Genomic DNA, 23,567 nt, shown 5'->3' with positions numbered 1-23,567 from the left:
ATCTCGATTTCGAGATGGTTTATTTTGTTATGTATAAAAAGTAAAAAAAGGACGAACGGGTCGTCCTTTTTACCAAAACATACTTGCGCCAGCAAGTAATGTTGTTACAAGCATAGAAATTAGCATTACATAAATCATAACTTTTTGAGCTTTTTTATGCATCGTTAAACCTCCTTGCAAATCAGTACAATATCATTGTAACGAGAAATGATATTGTGGACAAGGGGGAGAGAAATGACAAAATTCGAGAAGTGTGTGTAAAGTATAACAGGAAATTTGTATGTACGTAGAGAATATATAAGAATGATAGGGTATAAGTTTTTTGTTATGCAAGCTGAAGAATGGAGATACGATGATGAAAATATATGAAACAAATCGTTTACATTTAAGGGAAATTGATGAGTCGTATGCTGAAAAAGTTCTTCAATATTACGACAGAAATCGTGAATTTTTAAAAGCCTGGGAAGAGTATAGACCGGATGATTTTTTTACGTTAGATTATCAAAAGAAAAAGTTACAAAAGGATAGAAAAGAGATCGCAGAAGGTAAAATCATCAGACTTTGGATTTTTAAAAAAGGTGATGATACGAAAATAATTGGATGTATTTCATTTAATTTAATTGTTCGTGGAATTTACCAATCTTGTGTACTCGGCTATAAATTAGATAAGGAAGAGTTAAACAAAGGTTATACGACAGAAGCGCTTAGAAAAGCGATTCAAGTTGCTTTTGAGGAATTTCAATTACATCGTATAGAAGCACCGATTATGCCACGAAATTTAGCATCTATACAAGTCGTGACGAAGATAGGTTTTCAGTATGAGGGCGTGTCTAGGAAGATGTTAATGGTTAATGGAGTGTGGGAAGATCATATGCGCTGGGTATTGTTAAATGAGTAATAGAAAGCAGATGGTTATCTAGACATATAAACCGTCTGTTTTTTGTCTTGTATTTCGAAACTTTTGCGAAATTCTGTTATAATTAATAGTGTTACATACATAATGGTAGTGCAGGAGGCGCAGTCTTATGATTAATCAAGAACGTTTAGTAAATGAATTTATGGAGTTAGTACAAGTAGATTCTGAAACGAAATTTGAAGCAGAAATTTGCAAAGTATTAACAAAGAAATTTACAGATTTAGGTGTAGAAGTATTTGAAGATGACACAATGGCTGTTACTGGGCATGGTGCAGGTAACTTAATTTGTACATTACCAGCAACAAAAGATGGTGTTGATACAATTTACTTTACTTCTCATATGGATACAGTAGTTCCTGGTAATGGAATTAAGCCTTCTATTAAAGATGGATATATCGTATCAGATGGTACTACGATTTTAGGGGCGGATGATAAAGCGGGATTAGCATCCATGTTCGAAGCAATCCGTGTTTTAAAAGAAAAAAATATCCCTCATGGTACAATTGAATTTATTATTACAGTTGGAGAAGAATCTGGTCTTGTTGGTGCAAAAGCATTAGATCGTGAGCGCATTACAGCGAAATATGGTTACGCGTTAGATAGCGATGGGAAAGTTGGCGAAATCGTTGTTGCAGCTCCAACACAAGCGAAAGTGAACGCGATTATTCGCGGGAAAACAGCTCATGCTGGTGTAGCACCAGAAAAAGGTGTATCTGCAATTACGATCGCAGCGAAAGCAATTGCGAAAATGCCACTTGGTCGTATTGATTCTGAAACAACTGCAAATATTGGACGTTTTGAAGGTGGTACACAAACGAATATCGTTTGCGATCATGTACAAATCTTTGCAGAAGCGCGTTCTTTAATCAATGAAAAAATGGAAGTACAAGTTGCGAAAATGAAAGAAGCATTTGAAACAACTGCAAAAGAAATGGGCGGCCAAGCAGATGTTGAAGTAAAGGTTATGTATCCAGGATTTAAATTTGCTGATGGCGATCACGTTGTAGAAGTTGCAAAACGCGCAGCTGAAAAAATTGGTCGTACACCTTCTCTTCACCAAAGTGGTGGCGGAAGTGATGCAAACGTAATTGCTGGACACGGAATTCCAACAGTTAACTTAGCAGTTGGTTATGAAGAAATTCATACAACAAACGAAAAGATTCCTGTTGAAGAATTAGCGAAAACAGCAGAATTAGTTGTTGCAATCATAGAGGAAGTAGCGAAATAATATAACAAAAAAGCGTGTAAATCAATTGTGATTTACACGCTTTTTACTTTGATTCGATTGCTTTTACAAGGCGGATAAGCCAATACAAGAAAATCCATGGCAGTATGTAAGTTGTTACTACATGGACTAGACGAGGAAAGAAACCAGCTATGTTTATATCAAATATAGGAAGAAGTAAATAATTGATTGCGACGATTAGTATAATTATGAGAAACGTATAATTGAGTTTATCAGTTGATTTCATAATAATCACCCCTAATTACAAAAATATCCACTTCATTTAAATTATAGCAATAAATATGATGGAAAAGAACAAGTAATAATTATAATTATTGTGCAAAATTTGCTATAATAAAAGAACGAACGTTCTGATTAGGGGGTGAGTACTATGCGAGAAATGTATCCAAAAAAAGGTCGTGTTATTTTACATGTAGATATGAATTGTTTTTTCGCATCTGTTGAAATTGCTCATGACTCATCATTACAAGGGAAGCCGTTAGCGGTTGCTGGAAATGAAAAAGAAAGAAAAGGAATTATCATAACATGTAGTTATGAGGCGAGAGAATATGGAATACGTACAACGATGCCACTTTGGGAAGCGAAAAGGTTATGTCCGCAATTAATTGTAAGGCGCCCTAATTTTACATTATATCGCGAAGCTTCATTTCAAATGTTTCAAATTCTTTCCCGTTTTACGGAAAAAATACAACCAGTCTCTATAGATGAGGGGTATTTAGATATTACAGACTGTTACGCACTTGGTTCACCTCTTGAAATAGCAAAGATGATTCAGCAGGCGTTATTAACAGAATTGCAGCTTCCGTGTAGCATCGGGATTGCTCCGAACCTTTTCTTAGCAAAAACAGCTTCTGATATGAAAAAGCCTCTCGGTATTACCGTGCTCCGAAAACGAGATATTCCAGAAATGATTTGGCCGCTTCCGGTTGGAGCGATGCATGGAATTGGAGAAAAAACAGCTGAGAAATTAAAAGATATTCATATACAAACAATTGAACAGTTAGCAAAAGGAAATGAACATATCATTCGCGCTAAAATTGGAAAGCATGGTGTTGATTTACAAAGAAGGGCAAAAGGTGTGGATGATAGAGAAGTTGATCCGAGTCAAATGGGACAACATAAAAGCGTTGGTAATTCGATGACTTTTTCAAAGGATATGGATGAAGAAAAAGAATTACTTGATATGTTAGAAAGGCTATCAAAATCAGTGAGTAAAAGATTACAAAAGCGAACTCTTGTCAGCTATAATATTCAAATTATGATTAAATATCATGATAGGCGGACAGTAACGAGGAGTAAGCAATTAAAAAATGCCATTTGGGAAGAACGAGATATTTTTCAAGCGGCCTCTCGTTTATGGAAGCAACATTGGGATGGCGATTCCGTTCGTTTATTAGGTGTTACAGCTACTGAAATAGAGTGGAAGACTGAATCGGTGAAGCAATTAGATTTGTTTTCATTTGAAGAAGATGCGAAAGAAGAGCCGCTACTTGCTGTCATTGATCAAATTAATGATAAGTATGGAATGCCGCTTTTACAACGAGGTAGTCAATTATTACGTAAGCAAGAAAAGTCTTTTCAGCAAAAATTAGAAAATAAGTTTATGTAGAAGGTGTCATGAAGCTGTACATATCATGACACTTTTTATTTTTATAAAAAACAAATTGTCGTTTTTGCACTACAAGCAAAACAATTATGTAATAACTCAAGTAAAAAGATAATTTTAGATGAATTTGATTTAAGTATGTATACAAATTTTTTGACGGAATATGCCGATTTGCTAAATAAGTATAAATAAAAAGCACTGTAACCAGTGCTTTTTACGATAGATTAAGAGATTGTATGATTTTCAAAAATAACAATCTCTGAACTGTTTGCAGTTGAAACGCGTTGTGCATAATATGTTAAAGCTGAAGAAATATATGTTGGTAACGAATCATTTGTATGTGTTGTTGTATATTCATGGATTAACTCTTTCAAAGTCGTCCATTCTAATTGTGCTGGGTGATCAGACACGAAAGAACGTACCCAGCGATCAAATGAAGATGAAAAATCAGTTTGTAAACGAAATGCTTCTTTCATAATAAAACGCTCCCTTAAAATGTAGTATAATCATTTTAACATAAAACACGAACGATTGCTAAGTTTTTTAAGTATAACGTTCGTGATATATAGTTGTCTAGATGATTGGTTATGTAAATTCGATTTGCCATTTGAAATAACATTCCGTAAGATGAAAGATAGATTATATAAAGAGCTGGAGGAAAGAAAGTGGAATTTGTATTTTTAGGAACTGGTGCAGGTGTTCCTTCAAAAGGAAGGAATGTTTCGGCAATTGCTTTGCAATTGTTAGAAGAACGAGGACAGACTTGGTTATTTGATTGTGGTGAGGCGACGCAACATCAAATATTACATACATCAGTACGTCCACGCCGCATTGAAAAAATATTTATTACGCATTTACATGGGGATCATATTTTTGGTTTGCCTGGTTTATTAGGAAGCCGTTCGTTCCAAGGAGGGACTACACCTTTAACAGTGTATGGACCAAAAGGAATTAAACAGTTTATTGAAGTCGCATTATCAGTAAGCACGACACATGTAAAATACCCGCTTGAAATTGTTGAGATAACAGAAGAAGGTACTGTGTTTGAAGATAATGAATTTCATGTGGAAACGAAAAGATTGTCACACGGTATTGAATGTTTTGGGTATCGTATTATAGAGAAAGATATACAAGGCGCCCTTTTAGTCGATAAATTGCTGGAGATGGGCGTGAAACCAGGTCCACTCTTTAAACGTTTAAAAGATGGAGAAGTGGTTGAATTGGAAAATGGTACGATATTAAACGGAAAAGATTTTATCGGCCCACCTCAAAAGGGAAGAATTATTACCATTTTAGGTGATACGAGATATTGTGAAGCGAGTAGAGAGCTGGCACAAGACGCTGACGTACTAGTTCATGAAGCCACTTTTGCGGCAGAAGATGAACAACAAGCTTATGATTATTTTCATTCCACATCTAAGCAAGCTGCGAGTATTGCACTTCAGGCAAATGCAAAACGATTAATATTAACTCATATTAGTTCCCGTTATCAAGGGGATACATATAAGGAATTATTGAAAGAGGCAAGAGAGCTATTTTCTAATACAGAAATAGCTACAGATTTAAAATCATTTCCAGTGGACAGATAATAATGTTGTGAAAAAATGGTGACGAAAGGTTGCCATTTTTTTATTTCTAAAAAAAAATAAAAATAAAACTGTTATCATTTTATGCTTATATAGGATGAAACAGAAAATTTTAATGATGTAAAGATATAAGATGAAACTACATAGTATCGAGTATTTAGAAAAACTGTTATATAAGTCGGACGACATACAAGTAGTACAAATAGCAAAAATGGATTGTTATTCAGAACTTTTAAAATTCATTAAAAGTAAGCGTTTTATTAAAAACAAGCTATAATGAGGACAGATTATAATTTACTGTAGGCTACATGTGTTTGAGACGTTTATCATAACAAGTGAAGTTGAATAAATTGTGAGAGAGCAACATGGAAATTATAATAGGAAGGACATTACTATTATTTGTATGAAGCCTTTTTCACTTTTTAGCTTTAAGGCATCAAAAGGTATGAAAGCAATGGGCGTTTCACTTGTTTGTGCTATGCTTGTAAGGGGTTCTGTGTTAAACTTTGGATTGCTACAAGACTTTACTGTAGATTATCTTATATTATGTGTAAATGAAGGTAATGCTAAGTTTCTTATTTCATATTATAACTAGTATTATTTCAGGATATATCGCTTCACTGTTATTCAAAAACGATCCAATTCGTACAGCAGGACAAATTCGTAGTACAACTGGAAAAGCAACCAATCCGGTAGCTTAATAGAATAGTAAAAAATTTTTTCATAGAGGTTTAGGGGGAGTTATAATGAAGTATCGCTCAGTATTTGATATTATTGGTCCAGTTATGATTGGTCCATCAAGTTCACATACAGCAGGTGCAGCAAGAATGGGGCAAGTTGCTCGCCAGCTGTTTCGTCATGAACCAGAAAGAGTAAGCATTTCATTATATGGATCATTTGCAAAGACGTATCGTGGGCATGGTACAGATGTAGCGCTAATAGGTGGGATATTAGGATTTGAAACAGATGACTTACGTATTCCAGAGGCGCTAGAGATAGCAAAAGAGCGCGAAATTGAAGTGGAATTCATTGAAGAAGATGCAAATGCACCTCACCCAAATACAGCGAGAATTCGCTTGTATAAAGGTGAAGAAGAAATTGAAGTTGTTGCTTGCTCAATTGGTGGCGGTAAAATTGAAGTTGTAGAATTAAACGGATTCGATCTTCAATTATCAGGCACGAGTCCAGCACTACTTATTGTAAATAACGATCGCTTCGGTGCTATTGCAGCAGTAGCCTCAATCCTTGCGAAACACGAGATTAACATTAGTACAATGAGTGTTTCTCGTAAAGAAAAAGGAAGAAGAGCACTAATGGTCATCGAAACAGATGAAATATTAGCAGATGAAGTAATTGAAGAAATAAAAGCGCAACAAAATATTTGTCAAGTAACTATTATGGAATAATTGCAGGGGGGACACACCATGTTTCGGAACGCAGCGGAACTAGTGGCGCAAGCTAAAGAACAAAATGTAAAAATCGCAGAAATTATGATTCAATGTGAAATGGAAACAAGAAGTATTTCACGTGAAGAAGTAATCGCTGGTATGGAAAAGAACTTAGTCGTGATGGAGCAAGCAGTAGAACGTGGTATTCGCGGTGTGAAATCACCAACTGGTTTAACTGGTGGAGATGCTGTAAAAGTTCAGGCGTATATGAAGAGCGGAAAAGGCTTATCTGGAGATACGATTTTGGACGCGGTGAGTAAAGCTGTTGCAACAAATGAAGTAAACGCAGCGATGGGAATTATTTGTGCAACACCAACAGCAGGGTCTGCTGGAACAGTGCCAGGTGTGCTATTTGCACTAAGAGAAAAGTTGCAACCTACACGTGAAGAAATGATTGAATTTTTATTTACAGCAGGAGCTTTCGGTATGGTTGTTGCAAATAATGCTTGTATTTCTGGTGCAGCAGGAGGATGTCAAGCTGAAGTTGGTTCAGCAAGTGGAATGGCGGCCGCGGCTGCAGTTGAAATGGCTGGTGGAACACAAGACCAAGCAGCTACAGCGATGGCAATTTCATTAAAGAACATGCTTGGTTTAGTATGCGATCCGGTGGCAGGACTTGTAGAAGTACCTTGCGTAAAACGTAATGCAGCAGGAGCTGCAAATGCGATGATTTCAGCTGATTTAGCATTAGCTGGTGTAACGAGTACCATTCCATGTGATGAAGTAATTGAGGCAATGTTTAGAATTGGACAAACGATGCCAGTAGCACTTCGTGAAACAGCAGAAGGTGGACTTGCAGCAACACCGACTGGTCGTCGTCTACAAGAAGAAATTTTTGGGAAGACGAATAACTAAAAATATATGTTTATAAAAAATGGAGCTCAAGTAAGATTGAGCTCCATTTTTTATTTTTCTTTTGTTAATTGTTCTAACGTTTTCCCAAGATTATGTGATCGTTGCGCTGCCTGTGTAATACAAGAAATAAGCGCTTGTTGAAATTGGTGTTCTTGTAATATTTCAATGCCCGCTTCGGTCGTTCCACCAGGAGAGGTAATTTCCTTTCGCAAAATAGACGGGTGTTTTTCACTTGCTTTTAGCATTTCAGCAGCACCAATCATCGTTTGGAGAATAAGTGACTTTGCAACATCTTCTTTTAAACCGATTTTTTTTGCAGCTTCTTCCATCGCTTCTACTACGTAATAAATATAAGCAGGCCCGCTTCCGGATAATGCAGTGACAGCATGCATATCTTCTTCCTCTACAACAGAGACGAGACCGATCGTTTCAAATAAAGCTATGGCAGTTTGAATATGTTCCTTTGTTGCATGTTTTGAAGATGAGATAGCAGTAGCTGATTTTAAAATAGCTGCAGATGTATTTGGCATGGCACGAATAATCGGAACGTCTTTTTGAAGTAGATTTCTAATTGAATGAGTAGAAACACCTGCTAATAACGAAATAATAAGCAGGTTATTATGTATGTCTTCTTTAAAAGGGGTAAGCGCTTCTGCAACATCTTTTGGCTTCATTGCTAGAAAAAGAATATTTGTATTAGTAAGTAGTTCTTTTTTATTATGTGTACCTTTGACACCGTATTTGTTATGTAGCTCCTGTAACCTTGTCTCGTTAGAACGATTACTTACAGTAATTTGTTCGCCTTTCACAACATTTGCATGTAACAAGCCACCAATAATCGCTTCAGCAATAGAGCCTGCACCGAGAAAGGAAATGTTTTGAATAGACATGATGTTCCTCCTTTAAATTTGGTAGAAATTCTTATAAATGTACATACATTCGTTTTTTAATAGGAAACACCTCTTTTTATCTGAAAATAATGACAAATATATGTATAAGTTGTAAACTGAAGAAGTATTCATTTTTGAACCGGAAAGAGACAGGGGGGCTAAGCATGACGGCGATTCACCGAATGGAGATTCCTGTGCCATTTGCAGTTGAAACTGTAAATGTGTTTTTAGTTGAGGGGGAGACATTAACATTAATTGATACAGGGACGAATACAGAAGAGGCAAGAAATGCGTTAGAAAGTCAATTAGGTGCATTAGGATATACGATAGAAGATATTAAAACAGTAGTTATTACGCATCATCATGCGGATCATTGTGGGCTTTTAAATATATTTTCTGAGAAAACGAACATTATTGGACACCCTTGGAATGAGCCTTGGATTACGCAAAATCCAGAATTTTTAAAGCGGTATCATGAGTTTTTTAGAGAGACAGCCTTGCAATTTGGTGTTCCAGCAGCATTTTTGAAAGATGAGGCGTTATTAACGACAAGAACACTGAAATATTCTTGTAATAGATCGTTAACGCATACTGTGCGAGAGGGAGATCGTATTGATTCCTTACCTGGGTTTACAGTAATTGAAACACCGGGTCATGCTTCCACTCATATTTCATTATATAGAGAATCTGATGGAATATTAATTGGCGGAGATGCTCTCATTAGTCATATTTCTTCGAATCCAATATTAGAACCACCATATGAAGGACAAACAGAAAGGGCACGCCCATTATTACAATACAATCAAACGTTAAAGCGTTTAAGTGAAATGAATATTTCGCGCATTTTATCAGGACATGGAGAAGATGTTCTCCATGTGAAGCAACTTATTGAAACGAGATTACAAAAGCAAGAAACACGTGCATTTAAAGTGCTTGAGTTATTAAAGGAAAAACCAATGACAGCATTTGAAGTATGTGTAAAACTATTTCCGGTATTATATAAGGAACAATTGCCACTTACTATTTCAGAAACGGTTGGACAATTAGACTTTTTAGCATATAATCAACAAGTGATGATTGATGAATCTTCGCAACAATTGATTTATTATGCAAAGTAGGTGACAGCAATGACGGGACGTTTACAAAATAAAGTAATCGTCATTACAGGTGCTTCTAGTGGAATTGGAGAGCAAGTTGCAATGCAAGTTGCAGAGCAGGGAGCGACTCCAGTATTAATGGCTAGAACAGAAGAGAAATTAAAAGCGCTAGCAGACAAAATTAAAGAAACTTATAATACGCCTTGCTATTATTATGTATTAGATGTAAGTGAAGAGATGGGGGTAAAATCTGTTTTTTCAAAAGTATTACAAGAGGTAGGACGTATTGATATATTAGTAAACAATGCAGGATTTGGTATTTTTAAAACGTTTGAAGATGCGTCAATGGATGAAGTGAAAGATATGTTCCAAGTAAATGTATTTGGATTAGTAGCTTGTACGAAAGCGGTACTACCTTATATGGTGAAAAGAAACGAAGGGCATATTATTAATATTGCTTCACTTGCTGGGAAAATTGCAACGCCGAAATCGAGTGCGTATGCAGCAACGAAACATGCAGTACTAGGATTTACGAATAGTTTACGCATGGAGTTGTCTAGTACGAATGTTTTCGTAACAGCGATTAATCCAGGTCCGATAGATACAAACTTTTTTGAAATAGCTGATCAATCCGGTACATATGTGAAAAATATGGGACGATACATGTTAAAACCAACATATGTAGCAGAGCAAATTGTAAAATCGATGCAAACGAAAAAGCGTGAAGTAAATTTACCGAAATGGATGGGCATTGGTCCGAAACTTTATGCATTATTCCCAGGTTTATTTGAGCGTGTTGCAGGTAAATCATTAAGTAAAAAATAGGAGATTTCCATATGGAAATCTCCTATTTTTTTATTTTCCAGTCACATAATCGTAAACGATATCCTCAACTGCCTCGTATACATCAATTTTAGTATTTGAATGAATTATTGCTTGAATGTGTTTAACAAGCAGTTCTTGATCCCCATTTGACACAGGATTACTTTGATATTGCTGAAAACTTTTTATAATCATTTTCTCAATTAATTTTTCATTCATGCTTTCCCCGCCTGTATGTACGTATGTATTGTTTTATTGTACTTGAAGTGGAATAAAAAAACTACTATACACTATTTATGTATAAAAATTCGGTTGTGTATATTGTTTTTCTAATAAAATTAAGTTTTTTAAGTTTATAAAATTTATAAATATTTAATTGACTCTATAAATATACAATATTATAATCATACTTAATTTAAAGAATCAATATGAGGAGGAGCATATGAAGGTCGCGATTATTGGAGCAACTGGGTATGGAGGTATTGAGTTAATTCGGTTATTAGAACAACATCCATATTTTTCGATAGCATCTCTCCATTCTTTTTCACAAGTTGGCGAGTGTATAACAAATGTATATCCGCATTTTCAAAATGTTCTTGTTCATACGTTACAAGAAATTGATGTGGAGGAAATAGAGAAGGAAGCAGAAATTGTATTTTTAGCAACCCCAGCAGGAGTATCAGCAGAGTTAACTCCCAAATTATTAGCAGTAGGCTTAAAAGTAATTGACCTATCTGGAGACTTTCGTATGAAAGATCCTTTCATATATGAACAGTGGTATAAAAGGGCAGCTGCAAAAGAAGGAGTCCTTAGGGAAGCTGTATATGGGTTAAGTGAATGGAAAAGGTCCGAAATTCAAAAGGCAAATTTAATTGCAAACCCAGGATGTTTTGCTACAGCTGCATTATTAGCGATATTACCGTTAGTTCGTAGCGGCATAATTGAAGAAGATTCCATTATCATTGATGCGAAATCAGGAGTATCTGGAGCAGGAAAAACGCCAACAACGATGACTCACTTTCCTGAGTTATACGATAACTTGCGTATTTATAAAGTAAATGAGCATCAACACGTTCCTGAGATTGAGCAAATGCTTGCGGAGTGGAATAGAGAAACGAAGCCAATCACGTTTAGTACACATTTAATACCGATATCACGGGGAATTATGGTTACACTTTATGCGAAAGTAAAACGAGAAATGGAAATAGAACAACTTCAAAAATTATATGAAGAAACGTATGAACAAGCGCCTTTCATTCGAATTTGTACGCAAGGAGAGTTTCCAAGTCCGAAAGAAGTGAGGGGCTCAAATTATTGTGATATGGGGATAGCTTACGATGAAAGAACAGGAAGAGTGACAGTCGTTTCTGTTATAGACAATATGATGAAAGGTGCGGCTGGGCAAGCAATTCAAAATGCAAACATAATAGCGGGACTAGAAGAAACAACAGGTTTACAACATATGCCGCTTTATCTATAAGGGGGGACATGATGATTAAAGTAGCGTCTATTACAAAAGTAGAAAATGGTTCGATTGTAACTCCAAAAGGTTTCTCGGCCATTGGCAATGCAATTGGTTTGAAAAAGGAGAAAAAGGATTTAGGGGCAATCGTTTGTGATACACCAGCATCATGTGCTGCTGTTTATACAACAAATCAAATACAAGCAGCTCCCTTGCAAGTAACGAAAGACAGTATAGCGGCTGAAGGGAAATTACAAGCTATTATCGTCAATAGTGGAAATGCAAATGCTTGTACAGGAATGAAAGGATTACAAGATGCATACGAGATGCGTGCATTAGGGGCGGAACATTTTGGAGTGAAAGAAAATTACGTTGCAGTAGCTTCAACAGGTGTAATTGGTGTTCCGCTACCGATGGAGATAATCCGAAAGGGAATTGTAACTCTTATACCGGCCAAGGAAGAAAATGAAGCTCATTCTTTTTCTGAAGCAATCTTAACGACGGATCTTATAACGAAAGAAACTTGCTATGAAATGATTATTGATGGGAAGAAAGTGCTAATTGCTGGTGTTGCGAAAGGTTCAGGGATGATTCATCCAAATATGGCAACGATGCTAAGTTTTATTACGACAGACGCTCATATAGAGCATGACGTATTGCAAACCGCATTATTACAAATAACGAATCATACATTTAATCAAATTACGGTGGATGGCGATACTTCTACGAATGATATGGTCATTGTTATGGCAAGTGGATTATCAGAAACGAAACCAATCGATATGGAACATGCAGATTGGGAAACTTTCGTATTTGCCTTACAGAAGGTATGTGAAGATTTAGCAAAAAAAATTGCACAAGATGGTGAAGGCGCTACGAAGTTAATAGAAGTAAATGTGCTAGGAGCTCAAACGAATGAAGAGGCAAAGAAAATCGCAAAACAAATAGTCGGTTCGAGTCTTGTGAAAACAGCAATACATGGTGAAGACCCAAATTGGGGGCGAATTATTAGCAGCATTGGACAAAGTGAAGTAGCGATTAATCCAAATACAATTGATATTACTCTTCAATCTATCGTTGTGCTGAAAAATAGTGAACCTCAAATGTTTTCTGAAGAGGAAATGAAAATGAGATTACAAGAACATGAAATTATGATTGATGTGTATTTACATTTAGGAGAAGAGGCCGGATCAGCTTGGGGCTGTGACTTAAGTTATGAATATGTGAAAATAAACGCTTGTTATCGTACATAAGGAGAGGGAAGATGAGCGATTATGTTGTAGTGAAATGCGGCGGTAGTATGTTGGATCAATTAAATGATGTGTTTTTTGATTGTATAAAGAAATTACAACAGAAGTATAAAGTAGTGATTGTTCATGGTGGTGGCCCAGAAATTGATGCCCAATTAAAAGATTGTAACATCAACGTAGAAAAAAGAGATGGATTACGGGTAACGCCAAAAGAAGTTATGGATGTTGTTCAAATGGTGTTATGTGGAAGTACGAATAAAAAACTCGTAATGAATTTACAAAAGCATAATTTACGAGCGGTAGGTTGTTCAGGATGTGACGGCAATCTACTTCAAGTTCAAGCTATTAGTGAGGAGATAGGATATGTGGGAGAAGTAAGGTATGTCGAAACGGCCTTACTAAAAGGATTAATAAATATGAATTATATTCCTGTTATTGCTCCAGTCGGCATAAATGATAATGAGATTTATAACATAAATGCAGATACCGCCGCAGCTGGAATTGCGGCCGCGTTATCTGCAAAAGAACTCATTTTTATTACAGATGTAGATGGGGTATTACATGAAGGAAAGTTAGTAAAGAAAACCGATGAATTTGAGATTGTTAATTTTATAGAAAACGGTGTTATTACCGGTGGGATGATTCCGAAAGTACAGGCAGCACTAGCATCATTAAAAATGGGAGTGCAAAAGGTTAGTATCGTAAATGGGATGAAGGATTTTACCGAGGTTACAGGTGAGTGTATCGGAACGACGGTAACGAGGGGCGTGAGTATTGCATGATAAGTCATCTTTTTCAAACGTATGGGAGAAGAAAGATTGAGTTTGTAAAGGGAAAAGGAACGAAAGTCATTGATAATAACAGTAAGCAATATTTAGATTTCACATCAGGAATCGGTGTATGTAATTTAGGACATTGTCATTCTACTGTTATGAAAGCTGTACAAGAGCAACTGCATGAAATATGGCATATATCTAACCTGTTTACAAACAGCTTACAAGAAGAAGTCGCGTCATTATTAACAGAAAACATAGCATTAGATTATGTGTTCTTCTGTAATAGCGGGGCAGAGGCGAATGAAGCTGCTTTGAAGCTAGCCCGTAAGCATACTGAAAAATCTCTCGTCGTAACATGCGAGCAATCTTTTCACGGTAGAACATTCGGAACGATGAGTGCGACGGGGCAAAATAAAGTGAAAGAAGGATTTGGTCCGCTCCTTCCATCTTTTTTACATACGCCTTTTAACGATATAAAGGCATTAGAGGAAGTAATGAATGAAGAAGTTGCGGCAGTAATGATAGAAGTTGTTCAAGGAGAGGGAGGAGTCATACCTGCTGATCTATCTTTTTTGAAAGCGATTGAAGCATTATGTAAGAAGTTCGGGTCCTTATTTATTATAGACGAAGTTCAAACAGGAATCGGAAGAACAGGGACATTATTTGCTTACGAACAAATGGGAATAACACCTCATATCGTTACTACCGCTAAGGCGCTTGGAAATGGCATTCCAGTTGGAGCAATGATTGGCCGGAAAGAATTTGGAATATCGTTTCCTGCAGGGTCACATGGTTCAACGTTTGGTGGAAATTATATTGCAATGGCTGCGGCGAAAGAAGTATTGCAAATAACTAAGAAACCATCGTTTTTAAAAGAAGTAAAGGAAAAGGGCGAGTACGTATTACAGAAGTTGCAAGAGGAATTACAACATGTCGAATGTATTCAAAATATACGTGGTAAGGGGCTTATGATTGGAATTGAATGTACGCATGAAGTTGCAAGTTTTATAGAACAACTAGAAAAAGAGGGACTTCTCGTATTACAAGCAGGGCCTAATGTTATAAGACTATTACCGCCACTCATTGTAACGAATGAAGAGTTAGAACAGGCAGTATATATGATAAAAAAAGTAGTTTGTACAAAAAACGTATCAATTATATAAGGGGGAAGTTTTATGTCAACTGTACAAGTACCGAAATTAAATACGAAAGATCTTTTAACATTAGAAGAACTAACGCAAGAAGAAATTATTTCTTTAATTGAGTTCGCTATATATTTAAAAAATAATAAGCAAGAGCCTTTACTACAAGGAAAAATATTAGGCCTTATCTTTGATAAGCATTCGACTCGTACTCGTGTATCTTTTGAAGCAGGAATGGTACAGCTCGGGGGACATGGTATGTTTTTAAGTGGAAAAGAGATGCAAATGGGCAGAGGAGAAACTGTTTCAGATACTGCGAAAGTATTATCGCAGTATATTGACGGGATCATGATACGTACATTCTCACACGCGGATGTAGAAGAGCTTGCAAAAGAATCGAGCATTCCTGTTATTAACGGTTTAACGGATGATCATCATCCTTGTCAAGCATTGGCAGACTTAATGACAATATATGAAGAAGTAAATACATTTAAAGGAATAAAATTGGCTTACGTAGGTGATGGAAATAATGTATGTCATTCATTGTTGTTAGCGAGTGCAAAAGTCGGAATGCATATGACTGTTGCAACGCCTATAGGGTATGAACCGAATGAAGAGATTGTAAAAAAAGCGTTAGCGATTGCCAAGGAAACAGGAGCTGAAATTGAAATTTTGCATAACCCTGAATTAGCGGTGAATGAAGCAGATTTCATTTATACTGACGTTTGGATGAGCATGGGGCAAGAGGGCGAAGAAGAGAAATATACGTTGTTTCAACCATACCAAATTAATAACGAACTTGTTAAGCATGCGAAGCAAACATATCGCTTCTTACACTGTTTACCTGCCCATCGTGAAGAAGAAGTAACAGGCGAAGTTATAGATGGGCCAAAATCTATCGTATTTGAGCAAGCCGGTAATCGATTGCATGCGCAAAAAGCATTATTAGTAAGTCTATTTAAAAATGTAGAAGAGCTTTCCTAAATGATGTACACCTCCAGTTGTGAGACGCAAATAACAATTGGAGGTGTATTTTTTTTATTGAAATGTCATATGTATATTTAGTTAACTATTTCGATATCATCTATAATAAAAGAGAAAATGAAATTTGTTTTTCGGAGTGTGTAAGGGCATACTAGGTATAAAAATATAGTTAAAGAGATGATGAGAGTGAAAACAACTAAGAAAACATATTCGTTTTTTCAGCGGATATGGAGAATATTAAAGTTTCAATATTATAAGTTGCTTCGATCACCAGAAGGAGCAAAGAAAGTATCGTTAGGTTTTGCGATTGGTTTTGGTTTAGAAATGTTGGTTATATATACGGCATCGCTCGTCTATTTAATATTTTATCCAATCGTCAGGTTAGCAAAGGGATCTTTTCCTGCCGCGGTTATTGGCAATATTATTGGGAAAATATCGTTTCTCCCAGTAGTTTTATTTCCGCTTGCGTATGCGCTAGGGAAAATGATTTATCCATTTCATGTACAAAAAATACATCATGAACCCTTTACGATATCGGACTTGTTTTCAAGTCACATTTTTACGATATTAAAGAGCTTATTACAGAGTGAAGTGTATGTATTAATTGGAATGACGATTTTAGGGGTTGTGTTTGGTGTAGTTTCATATTTCGTTGTGCATTATTTATATGAAAAGAACCGTAAGTTACGTTTGAAGAACAGAAAGAAAAGAGTGAGAGAACCACTCATGCAAATATAAAGAGTGTCACACTCATTTTCTCCTTTGAATATGTTTAAGAAAAAGGAGGAGAGAATGAATGTATTATTATTACGTACCTCAAGTATATCCATATGTAAATTATTATCCGGTTTATGATACGAGTAGGCAATACGAATTATATCGACAACAACAATTACCGCAAATACCATCGCAACAACCTACGCAAGATCAAAAACCATATTTAACGACATGGCCATATTCAAATGTATATTATGGTAATTATTACGAATCATAAAGCTGCTTCTATTTAGAAGCAGCTTTATGCGTTTGTTTTCAAAATTAAATTTTGAATGGTTTGAAGAGAGTGAATGAGCTTTTCACGTTCTTCCTCAGATAATGTTTGAAAATTTTCTTTTAGTTTGTCTAAAATGAATTGCTGATACTGATTTACTAACAATTTCCCTTCAGCTGTTAGGGAAATTAAAATGACCCGTCGATCTTTTTCGCTATAATGACGCTCTATTAGTTCTTCTTGAATCAGTTTGTTTAATAGAGGTGTCATGTTAGGCCGTGAAATCGCTAGCCGTTTGCCGATTTCGGAAACTGCTAATGTGCCATTCTCATGCAGAAGCAGTAATACTTGTGTATGTGATGGCGGCATATGTCTTTGAGAAGAAAATTCTCCAGGAAGCATAAATTTGCGATAAAAAAGAGGCACTAGCGAAAGAAGATGATCAACAATACGTTCCCACTCGCGTGATTCCATATAAAGGCCCCCTTCCACTCTCATTGTAACAAAAAAGACATGTTATAAAAATAGAATTGTTTCATGCGAATTTTAATATTTGTAGGCCAACACTTTTTTTGTAAAGGAATCGGCAATAATCGAATAGCCTTTATCATTTGGGTGTACTTGGTCAAAGAGTAAATCTTTCTTATCATTCGATATTAATTTGCGAATTGGTAAAACGATAGATGGTTGATTCGCTTTTGCAATGGAATAAACGGATTCATTCCAGCCGTCTAAAAACATATCTGCATAACTTGCGATGGAGTCATCGAGTTGTAACGGGTTATAGAGTTCAGAAAGAATGAGTAAAGCATCCGGATTTTGATCTCGGACTGTCTTTACAATACTTTTTACATCCGCTTCAAAATGAGCTTTTTCTTTATTTAACATTTTAATACCGTCTATAACACCGACATCACGATTTAAGCGAAACAAATTATTTCCCCCAATATTAATTGTAATGATATTTGCTGCTCTAATTTTTTGCTTTACATCTTCTGATTGAACCTTTTTAGCGAGACGATCTGTTGTAAGACCGTTTATCCCAAGGTTTTCTACAGTAATTGGTTTATGAATTTGTGCTTCTATTTGTGTAGAGGCTAATTCAGCAAATCCCCCTTGTGTCGATCCATATCCTTTGGCAAGCGAATCACCTAGTACGAGATGATAAAAGGAATCGTTTGTTTGCTTATCAATCCAACTTGGAGTAGATGTTTTTTCTGTTTTTTCTTCGGGTTCATTTTGTTTTGTCTCATCGTTCTTTTCAAAATAAGAATAAGAAATGATTAGAAGGAGGAGACAAACAATTGTTAAGATGACTTTTTTCATAATTCATCCTCCTTGTAATTGGTAATTGTATCATATTCAGCAGTATTAGCAATGTAAGGGCATATTATATGTTTATGAAAAGTTTACAATAACTTTACAGAAAATTTGTAGAAGTATGTCAAAAAATATTGACGATATGAAAGGACATTATATATGATAATGTCAGATAAGGTGAAATTCTACATAGTGGGAGCTTTATCTCCCGTTAATTGCTAGTCTCCATCAATGGATCGTTTAAGGAGACTACTCGTTAGCGTAGGGTGAAATGAAAATCGTGTATCTACTAGAAGAAAAAAGGTATGTGGTTAGAGAATGCTAGAAATTCATTTCATTATTCTTTGGTAATTGTATAAGGGGGATTTTTTGTGAAAAAGTCAAAAAAAATGCTGGCTGGAGCAACTCTTGCTATTGGTGTCATAGCGCCGCAAGTATTGCCAACAACAGCTCATGCGGATGAGAAAGCTGGGGAGAGTACAGTTAACTTACGAATTCTAGAAACATCAGATATTCACGTTAACTTAATGAATTATGATTATTATCAAACGAAAACAGATAATAAAGTAGGTCTCGTGCAAACTGCAACACTTGTTAATAAAGCGCGTGAAGAAGCGAAGAACTCTGTCCTATTTGATGATGGGGATGCATTACAAGGGACACCGCTTGGAGATTATGTAGCGAATAAAATAAATGATCCGAAGAAGCCTGTGGATCCTAGTTATACACATCCATTATATCGTTTAATGAATTTAATGAAGTATGACGTCATCTCTCTTGGGAATCATGAATTTAACTACGGTTTAGATTATTTAAACAAAGTAATTAGTAAAACAGAGTTCCCGGTTATTAACTCAAACGTCTATAAAGATGATAAAGATAATAATGAAGAGAACGACCAAAATTACTTTAAACCATATCATGTTTTTGAAAAAGAAGTAGAAGATGAATCAGGGCAAAAACAAAAAGTGAAAATTGGCGTAATGGGATTTGTTCCACCTCAAGTTATGAACTGGGATAAAGCAAATTTAGAAGGAAAAGTGAAAGCGAAAGATATAGTTGAAACAGCGAAGAAAATGGTGCCAAAAATGAAAGCAGAAGGTGCAGATGTTATCGTTGCACTAGCGCATTCCGGTGTTGATAAGAGTGGATACAACGTCGGTATGGAAAACGCGTCGTATTATTTAACAGAGGTTCCTGGTGTAGATGCAGTATTAATGGGACATTCACATACTGAAGTGAAGGATGTATTTAATGGTGTTCCAGTTGTAATGCCTGGTGTCTTTGGAAGTAACTTAGGTATTATTGATATGCAATTGAAAAAAGTAAATGGAAAATGGGAAGTACAAAAAGAGCAATCGAAGCCGCAACTTCGTCCGATTGCTGATAGTAAAGGAAACCCACTCGTACAATCTGATCAAAATTTAGTTAATGAAATTAAAGATGATCATCAAGCGACAATTGATTATGTGAATACAGCTGTAGGAAAAACGACAGCGCCAATTAATAGTTATTTCTCATTAGTACAAGATGATCCTTCTGTACAACTTGTGACAAATGCACAGAAATGGTATGTAGAAAAGTTATTTGCTGAAAATGGACAGTATAGTAAATATAAAGGAATTCCAGTTTTATCTGCAGGTGCACCATTTAAAGCAGGTGGCCGAAACGGTGCTACATATTATACGGATATTCCAGCTGGAACGTTAGCGATTAAAAACGTTGCAGATTTATATGTATATCCAAATACGTTATATGCTGTAAAAGTAAATGGGGCACAAGTAAAAGAATGGCTTGAAATGTCTGCAGGTCAGTTTAATCAAATTGATCCAAAGAAAACAGAAGAACAGCCATTAGTAAATATCGGATACCCTACATATAACTTTGATATTTTAGATGGCTTAAAATACGAAATTGATGTAACACAACCAGCGAAATACGATAAAGATGGAAAAGTTGTAAATGCTAATACGAATCGTATTATAAATATGACATATGAAGGTAAGCCAGTAGCTGACAATCAAGAGTTTATCGTCGCTACAAATAACTATCGTGGAAGTAGCCAAACGTTCCCAGGTGTAAGTAAAGGGGAAGTTGTATACCAATCACAAGATGAAACACGTCAAATCATTGTGAAGTATATGCAAGAAACACCAGTTATTGATCCGGCAGCAGATAAAAATTGGGCATTTAAACCGATTGTTGCAGATAAATTAAATACAACATTTGATTCTTCACCGAATGCACAAAAGTATATAAAGAAAGATGGGAACATATCATATGTTGGACCATCTGAAAATGAATTTGCTAAATATGCAATTGATATAACGAAGAAGAACGATGATGATAAGGAAACTGGTGGAGAGAATCCAACAACACCGCCAACAGGTGAAGGAAATAATGGAGAAAATCCAACAACACCGCCAACAGGTGAAGGAAATAATGGAGAAAATCCAACGACACCACCAACAAGTGAAGGAAATAATGGAGAAAATCCAACGACACCACCAACAGGTGAAGGAAATAATGGAGAAAATCCAACGACACCACCAACAGATGAAGGTAATAATACAGGATCTGGACAAACTACAACGGATAATCAAAACGCAAAAGAAACAACAACTGTAAGTGAAAAGAAAGAAGAACGTGATTTACCGAAAACAGGTACAAGTGTTGTTTCTACAATTGGAGCAGGTTTGGCGTTTGTTGGAGCAGGATTCCTTCTGTTATTTAGAAGAAAGAAAGCAAATAGATAGTGGAGAAATATAAAAAGGATTACCGATTCAGGTAATCCTTTTTGATATATTATGAAAGTGTTACAGCTTTTTCCTTCTTCCATGAAAGGCCAAATCCAGTAAAGCCGACGATAATTGTTACAACTGGACAAGCTAAGCAGAAGATTGCGAATGGAACGTAATCAAAAGTTGGAACGCCAAGGACGTTCGATAAGAACACGCCACTTACTCCCCATGGTACGAGCGGGTTAATAACTGTACCTGCGTCTTCTAATACACGTGATAAATTACGACGTTCTAAACCGACTTCATCATATTTATTAGCGAATGCTTGTCCTGTTAAAACGATAGATAAGTACTGCTCACCAAGTAAGAAGTTCACACCGATTGCAGTTGAAGCGGTAGAAATAATTAAGCGTGTGCTAGTTTTTACGAAGCTAGAGATGATATTCATTAGCTGCGTAATAATACCCATTCCTTGTAATAATCCTCCCATACAAAGAGCTAGGAAAATAAGAGCGATTGACATCATCATACTTTGCAGGCCACCGCGAGATAATAAGCTATCAATATCTTTCATACCCGTTTTAGAAACGTAACCGTCTTGCATAATTTTCATTAAATCAGTTAAAGAAGTACTAGGTTTAAATATAAATAGGATAATGATCCCTACTATAATTCCAGCAAGTAATGTTGGAACTGCTGGAACTTTTTTAAATGCGAATAGGAACAGTAATAAAATTGGAATAAGTGTAAAGATAGAAATCGTTGCATTTTTCTCTAATGCGCTAATGAAGTTTGTGAAGTCAACGTCTCCACTAGTACCACTTCCTAAAATGAAAAATGCGATAAAAGCAATAATGAAAGCTGGAACTGTTGTCCAAAGCATGTTACGAATATGCTCAAATAAATCTACACCCGTTACAGCTGGCGCTAAATTTGTTGTATCAGATAAAGGAGACATTTTATCTCCAAAGAATGCACCAGAAATAATTGCACCAGCGATTAGAGCAGGATCGTATCCGAGAGCACTACCCATGCCCATAAAGGCAAGTCCTACAGTTGCGGCAGTTGTAAAGGCACTACCGATACTTGTTCCAACAATTGCACAAACAACAAAAACAGTTGGAATGAAAATTTTTGGGGATACAAGCTGGAAGCCGTATACCATTAAAGTTGGAATTGTTCCAGCAGCGATCCAAACACTAATTAATACGCCTACAAGTAAGAATATAAAAATAGATGGAATACCAGCTGAAATACTACTTATCATTCCTTTTTCCATCGTAGACCAATCAATTTTTTTCATAAATCCAAATGCTAATAAAAGAACGATACCAAATAAAATTGGGATGTGTGGTGAAACTTCTAATTGAATAACACTAAAGCCAATGCAGAAAAAGATAAATACTGTTAAAAGAACAGATTCAATTTTTGAAACCATTGTTTTCCCCTCCTAAGTAATCTAAAATAGATCTTTTTTATATAAAATTCGCCAATATTGTTTATTTCCTTCTAAATTTTAGAATTTTGTGACAAATTACCGGTAATTGTTGTTTCTTTAATATGATACGGAAATGAATGGATAAAAAAACGTCCCTGCATATAATTATGCAGGGACGAAGAAATCGCGGTACCACCCTAGCTTGTGAAATGAATGTATCACAAAATAAAGGGTCGTATGATATGCGCTAATAAAATAAAAACGCCCCTGCAACATATGCAGGGACGAAAAGTTCGCGGTACCACCCTAAATTGTGAAACAGTGTCGTTTCACCACTCTTTAGATATAACGGTCTATAACCGTCTTTCACTACTCCTTACGTTTCGCAAAAGAAGCTCCAGGGGGTAATTCATAATTCGCTCTGTACTGGTTCGCACCGACCACCAGCTCTCTGAAAGCAGAAATCGAAATACTACTAAATCCTATCAATGCCGATTCATATGATGTTAGTTAAATTTTTATCATATATTCGTCTCACATGTCAATAAAAATATTCAATGATTTTTTAGGGAAATAAAGGAGAACGATTTTAATCCTATGAAAATGTGCGTTATAATGAATTTGAAAGGAGAGGAAAGAGTGAAGAAAAAAATAATTCTTTTTACCACTTTACTAGTCATTGGCGGAAGTGCTGGCATTTACACAGCTTTTGCAGCTGAATCAGAGCAGGCGAAGCAAAAGCAAATACAGCAGTTAGAAGTGAAGAAAGCGAAAGAAGCTGAAGAGAAGAAGTCGATGGAAAAAGTAGCTGATAAACTAGGGGTTTCTACGGAAGGAAAAACAAAAGAAGAGGTTGCGAAAGAAGTAAATACCGCAAGATTTGAGAAGCGCCATGATCTATTGATTGAACATGCAAAACAACTTGGAATTGAAACAGAAGGAAAAAAAGATGAAGAGATTATTTTAGAAATCGGAAAGATACAACATGGAAAGTAGA

The 23,567-nt window shown here is 35.9% G+C and carries 26 protein-coding genes, 1 pseudogene and 1 other annotated feature; of the genes and pseudogenes, 19 read left to right on the top strand and 8 right to left on the bottom strand.

Annotated features, from left to right (window positions below; translation table 11 throughout):
• Window positions 1–69 precede the first annotated feature (69 nt).
• The gene (gene prli42 / locus MR147_RS18300; RefSeq protein ID WP_000549038.1) at window positions 70–162 is read right to left on the bottom strand and encodes a stressosome-associated protein Prli42; all 93 of its coding nucleotides are present in this window, start codon (window positions 160–162) and stop codon (window positions 70–72) included.
• A 190-nt stretch (window positions 163–352) separates the two neighbouring features.
• Here prli42 and MR147_RS18295 point away from each other — a divergent pair, with 190 nt between their 5' ends.
• Both MR147_RS18295 and MR147_RS18290 read left to right on the top strand, forming a co-directional pair.
• Window positions 353–898 (top strand): GNAT family N-acetyltransferase, encoded by a 546-nt coding sequence (locus MR147_RS18295; RefSeq protein ID WP_001993297.1) that lies wholly within the window; start codon window positions 353–355, stop codon window positions 896–898.
• A gap of 127 nt (window positions 899–1,025) precedes the next feature.
• Window positions 1,026–2,144: a tripeptidase T gene (locus MR147_RS18290; protein WP_000609811.1), complete on the top strand. Its 1,119-nt coding sequence runs from the start codon at window positions 1,026–1,028 to the stop codon at window positions 2,142–2,144.
• 43 nt (window positions 2,145–2,187) lie between these two features.
• Here MR147_RS18290 and MR147_RS18285 read toward each other — a convergent pair whose 3' ends face one another.
• Window positions 2,188–2,388, bottom strand: coding sequence for a hypothetical protein (locus MR147_RS18285; RefSeq protein ID WP_000842869.1), 201 nt, complete (start codon window positions 2,386–2,388; stop codon window positions 2,188–2,190).
• A 144-nt stretch (window positions 2,389–2,532) separates the two neighbouring features.
• Between MR147_RS18285 and MR147_RS18280 the strand changes: the two genes are divergently transcribed.
• Both MR147_RS18280 and MR147_RS27060 read left to right on the top strand, forming a co-directional pair.
• Window positions 2,533–3,771 (top strand): DNA polymerase IV, encoded by a 1,239-nt coding sequence (locus MR147_RS18280; protein ID WP_001208839.1) that lies wholly within the window; start codon window positions 2,533–2,535, stop codon window positions 3,769–3,771.
• 42 nt (window positions 3,772–3,813) lie between these two features.
• Window positions 3,814–3,960: pseudogene (locus MR147_RS27060) on the top strand (DNA polymerase IV); the annotation flags it as partial.
• Window positions 3,961–3,992: 32 nt separating this feature from the next.
• Here the strand turns inward: MR147_RS27060 and MR147_RS18275 are convergent.
• On the bottom strand, window positions 3,993–4,244 hold the full coding sequence (locus MR147_RS18275) for a DUF3932 family protein (protein WP_074606961.1): 252 nt from the start codon (window positions 4,242–4,244) through the stop codon (window positions 3,993–3,995).
• A gap of 189 nt (window positions 4,245–4,433) precedes the next feature.
• Between MR147_RS18275 and rnz the strand changes: the two genes are divergently transcribed.
• The 4 genes from rnz (at window position 4,434) to sdaAA (ending at window position 7,657) form a co-directional block, all read left to right on the top strand.
• Entirely contained in the window at window positions 4,434–5,357 is a 924-nt protein-coding gene (rnz, locus tag MR147_RS18270; RefSeq protein WP_000397443.1) for a ribonuclease Z, read from the top strand.
• 560 nt (window positions 5,358–5,917) lie between these two features.
• Window positions 5,918–6,055, top strand: a complete 138-nt coding sequence (locus MR147_RS18265) for a hypothetical protein (protein ID WP_172407365.1) — start codon at window positions 5,918–5,920, stop codon at window positions 6,053–6,055.
• A 45-nt stretch (window positions 6,056–6,100) separates the two neighbouring features.
• Entirely contained in the window at window positions 6,101–6,760 is a 660-nt protein-coding gene (gene sdaAB / locus MR147_RS18260; RefSeq protein ID WP_000877446.1) for an L-serine ammonia-lyase, iron-sulfur-dependent subunit beta, read from the top strand.
• 18 nt (window positions 6,761–6,778) lie between these two features.
• Window positions 6,779–7,657, top strand: a complete 879-nt coding sequence (gene sdaAA / locus MR147_RS18255) for an L-serine ammonia-lyase, iron-sulfur-dependent, subunit alpha (RefSeq protein WP_000489462.1) — start codon at window positions 6,779–6,781, stop codon at window positions 7,655–7,657.
• A gap of 50 nt (window positions 7,658–7,707) precedes the next feature.
• Here sdaAA and proI read toward each other — a convergent pair whose 3' ends face one another.
• Window positions 7,708–8,547, bottom strand: a complete 840-nt coding sequence (gene proI, locus MR147_RS18250; RefSeq protein WP_074606957.1) for a pyrroline-5-carboxylate reductase ProI — start codon at window positions 8,545–8,547, stop codon at window positions 7,708–7,710.
• 164 nt (window positions 8,548–8,711) lie between these two features.
• On the opposite strand from proI, the gene MR147_RS18245 reads away from it, so the two are divergent.
• Window positions 8,712–9,665: an MBL fold metallo-hydrolase gene (locus tag MR147_RS18245; RefSeq protein WP_000125129.1), complete on the top strand. Its 954-nt coding sequence runs from the start codon at window positions 8,712–8,714 to the stop codon at window positions 9,663–9,665.
• 9 nt (window positions 9,666–9,674) lie between these two features.
• On the top strand, window positions 9,675–10,469 hold the full coding sequence (locus MR147_RS18240) for an SDR family NAD(P)-dependent oxidoreductase (protein ID WP_000147803.1): 795 nt from the start codon (window positions 9,675–9,677) through the stop codon (window positions 10,467–10,469).
• Between the two features lie 30 nt (window positions 10,470–10,499).
• Here the strand turns inward: MR147_RS18240 and MR147_RS18235 are convergent, their stop codons facing one another.
• Entirely contained in the window at window positions 10,500–10,685 is a 186-nt protein-coding gene (locus MR147_RS18235; RefSeq protein ID WP_074606955.1) for a YqzH family protein, read from the bottom strand.
• 223 nt (window positions 10,686–10,908) lie between these two features.
• Between MR147_RS18235 and argC the strand changes: the two genes are divergently transcribed.
• From argC to MR147_RS18200, 7 genes are all read left to right on the top strand, one after another.
• Window positions 10,909–11,946: an N-acetyl-gamma-glutamyl-phosphate reductase gene (argC, locus tag MR147_RS18230; RefSeq protein WP_074606953.1), complete on the top strand. Its 1,038-nt coding sequence runs from the start codon at window positions 10,909–10,911 to the stop codon at window positions 11,944–11,946.
• Window positions 11,947–11,957: 11 nt separating this feature from the next.
• Window positions 11,958–13,181, top strand: a complete 1,224-nt coding sequence (argJ, locus tag MR147_RS18225; protein ID WP_139302730.1) for a bifunctional glutamate N-acetyltransferase/amino-acid acetyltransferase ArgJ — start codon at window positions 11,958–11,960, stop codon at window positions 13,179–13,181.
• 11 nt (window positions 13,182–13,192) lie between these two features.
• The gene (gene argB, locus MR147_RS18220) at window positions 13,193–13,960 is read left to right on the top strand and encodes an acetylglutamate kinase (RefSeq protein WP_074606949.1); all 768 of its coding nucleotides are present in this window, start codon (window positions 13,193–13,195) and stop codon (window positions 13,958–13,960) included.
• A complete protein-coding gene (gene argD / locus MR147_RS18215; RefSeq protein WP_074606947.1) occupies window positions 13,957–15,117 on the top strand; it encodes an acetylornithine transaminase in 1,161 nt (386 codons plus the stop codon). Before argB ends, argD begins: the two co-directional genes overlap by 4 nt.
• Window positions 15,118–15,129: 12 nt before the next feature.
• Window positions 15,130–16,080: an ornithine carbamoyltransferase gene (gene argF / locus MR147_RS18210; RefSeq protein WP_074606945.1), complete on the top strand. Its 951-nt coding sequence runs from the start codon at window positions 15,130–15,132 to the stop codon at window positions 16,078–16,080.
• A 177-nt stretch (window positions 16,081–16,257) separates the two neighbouring features.
• Complete coding sequence (locus MR147_RS18205) at window positions 16,258–16,818, top strand: DUF2062 domain-containing protein (protein ID WP_074606943.1); 561 nt, start codon at window positions 16,258–16,260, stop codon at window positions 16,816–16,818.
• A gap of 58 nt (window positions 16,819–16,876) precedes the next feature.
• On the top strand, window positions 16,877–17,074 hold the full coding sequence (locus tag MR147_RS18200; protein WP_000291952.1) for a hypothetical protein: 198 nt from the start codon (window positions 16,877–16,879) through the stop codon (window positions 17,072–17,074).
• A gap of 24 nt (window positions 17,075–17,098) precedes the next feature.
• Here the strand turns inward: MR147_RS18200 and MR147_RS18195 are convergent, their stop codons facing one another.
• Together MR147_RS18195 and MR147_RS18190 are read right to left on the bottom strand one after the other, a co-directional pair.
• Entirely contained in the window at window positions 17,099–17,545 is a 447-nt protein-coding gene (locus tag MR147_RS18195; RefSeq protein WP_000445817.1) for a MarR family winged helix-turn-helix transcriptional regulator, read from the bottom strand.
• Window positions 17,546–17,617: 72 nt separating this feature from the next.
• Entirely contained in the window at window positions 17,618–18,397 is a 780-nt protein-coding gene (locus tag MR147_RS18190) for a GDSL-type esterase/lipase family protein (protein WP_074606941.1), read from the bottom strand.
• A 365-nt stretch (window positions 18,398–18,762) separates the two neighbouring features.
• Here MR147_RS18190 and cpdB point away from each other — a divergent pair, with 365 nt between their 5' ends.
• Window positions 18,763–21,147, top strand: a complete 2,385-nt coding sequence (gene cpdB, locus MR147_RS18185) for a bifunctional 2',3'-cyclic-nucleotide 2'-phosphodiesterase/3'-nucleotidase (protein WP_074606939.1) — start codon at window positions 18,763–18,765, stop codon at window positions 21,145–21,147.
• Between the two features lie 49 nt (window positions 21,148–21,196).
• Here the strand turns inward: cpdB and nhaC are convergent, their stop codons facing one another.
• Window positions 21,197–22,570: a Na+/H+ antiporter NhaC gene (nhaC, locus tag MR147_RS18180; protein ID WP_074606938.1), complete on the bottom strand. Its 1,374-nt coding sequence runs from the start codon at window positions 22,568–22,570 to the stop codon at window positions 21,197–21,199.
• Between the two features lie 277 nt (window positions 22,571–22,847).
• Window positions 22,848–23,068: a binding site (T-box leader), on the bottom strand.
• Window positions 23,069–23,209: 141 nt separating this feature from the next.
• Between nhaC and MR147_RS18175 the strand changes: the two genes are divergently transcribed.
• Entirely contained in the window at window positions 23,210–23,566 is a 357-nt protein-coding gene (locus MR147_RS18175) for a hypothetical protein (RefSeq protein ID WP_139302729.1), read from the top strand.
• Window position 23,567 lies beyond the last annotated feature (1 nt).

It is taken from the genome of Bacillus cereus group sp. BfR-BA-01350, from assembly GCF_022663775.1.
In the GTDB taxonomy this organism is placed as follows: domain Bacteria; phylum Bacillota; class Bacilli; order Bacillales; family Bacillaceae_G; genus Bacillus_A; species Bacillus_A paranthracis.
Note: the sequence above shows the minus strand (reverse complement) of the source record. Positions and strands in the feature narration are given on the sequence as shown.

Bases quoted from the DNA above. Each gene is read 5' to 3' on its own strand.
- prli42 (WP_000549038.1), bottom strand. From the start codon at position 162: ATGCATAAAAAAGCTCAAAAAGTTATGATTTATGTAATGCTAATTTCT.
- MR147_RS18295 (WP_001993297.1), top strand. From the start codon at position 353: ATGATGAAAATATATGAAACAAATCGTTTACATTTAAGGGAAATTGAT.
- MR147_RS18290 (WP_000609811.1), top strand. From the start codon at position 1,026: ATGATTAATCAAGAACGTTTAGTAAATGAATTTATGGAGTTAGTACAA.
- MR147_RS18285 (WP_000842869.1), bottom strand. From the start codon at position 2,388: ATGAAATCAACTGATAAACTCAATTATACGTTTCTCATAATTATACTA.
- MR147_RS18280 (WP_001208839.1), top strand. From the start codon at position 2,533: ATGCGAGAAATGTATCCAAAAAAAGGTCGTGTTATTTTACATGTAGAT.
- MR147_RS18275 (WP_074606961.1), bottom strand. From the start codon at position 4,244: ATGAAAGAAGCATTTCGTTTACAAACTGATTTTTCATCTTCATTTGAT.
- MR147_RS18265 (WP_172407365.1), top strand. From the start codon at position 5,918: ATGCTAAGTTTCTTATTTCATATTATAACTAGTATTATTTCAGGATAT.
- sdaAB (WP_000877446.1), top strand. From the start codon at position 6,101: ATGAAGTATCGCTCAGTATTTGATATTATTGGTCCAGTTATGATTGGT.
- sdaAA (WP_000489462.1), top strand. From the start codon at position 6,779: ATGTTTCGGAACGCAGCGGAACTAGTGGCGCAAGCTAAAGAACAAAAT.
- proI (WP_074606957.1), bottom strand. From the start codon at position 8,547: ATGTCTATTCAAAACATTTCCTTTCTCGGTGCAGGCTCTATTGCTGAA.
- MR147_RS18245 (WP_000125129.1), top strand. From the start codon at position 8,712: ATGACGGCGATTCACCGAATGGAGATTCCTGTGCCATTTGCAGTTGAA.
- MR147_RS18240 (WP_000147803.1), top strand. From the start codon at position 9,675: ATGACGGGACGTTTACAAAATAAAGTAATCGTCATTACAGGTGCTTCT.
- MR147_RS18235 (WP_074606955.1), bottom strand. From the start codon at position 10,685: ATGAATGAAAAATTAATTGAGAAAATGATTATAAAAAGTTTTCAGCAA.
- argC (WP_074606953.1), top strand. From the start codon at position 10,909: ATGAAGGTCGCGATTATTGGAGCAACTGGGTATGGAGGTATTGAGTTA.
- argJ (WP_139302730.1), top strand. From the start codon at position 11,958: ATGATTAAAGTAGCGTCTATTACAAAAGTAGAAAATGGTTCGATTGTA.
- argB (WP_074606949.1), top strand. From the start codon at position 13,193: ATGAGCGATTATGTTGTAGTGAAATGCGGCGGTAGTATGTTGGATCAA.
- argD (WP_074606947.1), top strand. From the start codon at position 13,957: ATGATAAGTCATCTTTTTCAAACGTATGGGAGAAGAAAGATTGAGTTT.
- argF (WP_074606945.1), top strand. From the start codon at position 15,130: ATGTCAACTGTACAAGTACCGAAATTAAATACGAAAGATCTTTTAACA.
- MR147_RS18205 (WP_074606943.1), top strand. From the start codon at position 16,258: ATGATGAGAGTGAAAACAACTAAGAAAACATATTCGTTTTTTCAGCGG.
- MR147_RS18200 (WP_000291952.1), top strand. From the start codon at position 16,877: ATGTATTATTATTACGTACCTCAAGTATATCCATATGTAAATTATTAT.
- MR147_RS18195 (WP_000445817.1), bottom strand. From the start codon at position 17,545: ATGGAATCACGCGAGTGGGAACGTATTGTTGATCATCTTCTTTCGCTA.
- MR147_RS18190 (WP_074606941.1), bottom strand. From the start codon at position 18,397: ATGAAAAAAGTCATCTTAACAATTGTTTGTCTCCTCCTTCTAATCATT.
- nhaC (WP_074606938.1), bottom strand. From the start codon at position 22,570: ATGGTTTCAAAAATTGAATCTGTTCTTTTAACAGTATTTATCTTTTTC.